The organism is Nguyenibacter vanlangensis (assembly GCF_013376155.1).
GTDB classification, from domain to species: Bacteria; Pseudomonadota; Alphaproteobacteria; order Acetobacterales; family Acetobacteraceae; genus Gluconacetobacter; species Gluconacetobacter vanlangensis.
The window spans coordinates 1-1,341 of sequence record NZ_JABXXP010000732.1; the positions used below are offsets into that span (position 1 = coordinate 1).

1 protein-coding gene and 1 pseudogene are annotated in these 1,341 nt (G+C 70.7%); both read left to right on the plus strand.

Annotation, left to right across the window (positions count from 1 at the left end; all coding sequences use genetic code 11):
* On the plus strand, window positions 1-771 hold a 771-nt coding region (locus HUK84_RS18505; protein ID WP_176641540.1), incomplete at its 5' end, for an aldehyde dehydrogenase family protein.
* A 14-nt stretch (window positions 772-785) separates the two neighbouring features.
* Window positions 786-1,341: pseudogene (locus tag HUK84_RS18510) on the plus strand (delta(1)-pyrroline-2-carboxylate reductase family protein); the annotation flags it as partial.

The window sequence follows — 1,341 nt, forward strand, 5'->3', positions numbered from 1 at the left end:
GCCCGGTTCGCGCGCGCCATCCTGGAACTGGGCGGGAACAACGCCGCCATCGTCACCCCGTCGGCCGACCTGGAACTGACCCTGCGCGGCGTCGCCTTCGCGGCCATGGGCACGGCCGGCCAGCGCTGCACCACGCTGCGCCGTCTGTTCGTGCATGACAGCATTCATGACGCTTTCGTCGCCCGGCTGCGCGCCGCCTACCGGTCGGTCACCGTCGGCAGCCCGCTGGACGAAGGCAATCTGGTCGGCCCGCTGATCGATGGCGCGTCGTTCGCGCGCATGCAGCAGGCGCTCGACGCCGCCCGCGCGCTGGGCGGGGCGGTGACCGGCGGCATGCGCGAAGGCGCCGATCTCTATCCGGATGCCTTCTATGTCCGGCCGGCGCTGGTGGAAATGCCCACGCAGGCCGGCCCGGTGCTGCAGGAAACCTTCGCGCCGATCCTGTATGTCATGAAATATTCGGACCTCGACCAGGCGATCGCGCTGCAGAATGCGGTGCCGCAGGGCCTGTCCTCGTCCATCTTCACCACCGATCTGCGCCAGGCGGAGCGATTCCTGTCCGCCGCCGGGTCGGATTGCGGCATCGCCAACGTCAATATCGGCACGTCGGGGGCCGAGATCGGCGGGGCCTTCGGCGGCGAGAAGGAAACCGGCGGCGGCCGCGAATCCGGTTCGGACGCCTGGAAGGCCTATATGCGTCGCGCCACCAACACGATCAATTACGGTGCAACCCTGCCCCTGGCGCAGGGCGTGTCCTTCGATATCGGCTGAGGAGGCCACGGACGATGGAGGGCATGCGCGACCTGGACGCCGAGCGGACGGCGGCGGTACTTCCGTTTGCCGCTCTGGTCGAAACGCTGGAACGCGTCCTGCCGGATTACCTCGCCGGCCGTATCCTGTGCCCCGAGCGCCAGGTCACGCAGGCCCCGGTCGAGGGCGGGGTGCTGCTGTCCATGCCCTGCGTGGGGCCGGACCTGATGTGCCACAAGCTGCTGACGGTCTATCCCGACAATCCGGCGGCGGGGCGTCCCGCCATCCAAGGACAGGTGACCTGCATCGACGGCGCGACGGGACGGGTCCTGTTCGCGATGGACGGCCCGACCGCGACCGGCCGCCGCACCGCCGCGGTGACGCTGGTCGGCATCCGCCATCTGCTGCCCCAGGCGCCGCGTCGCGCCCTGATCTACGGCACCGGGGCGCAGGCCGACGCCCATGTGCTCGCCCTGGCCGAAACCTGGCCCGGGATCGGCCTGGTCATCCAGGGCCGTTCGGCCGGGCGCGAACAGGCGGTGGGCGAACGCACCGGGATCGCGGTCGAGGCCGCGTCGTCGGGCGCGGCAT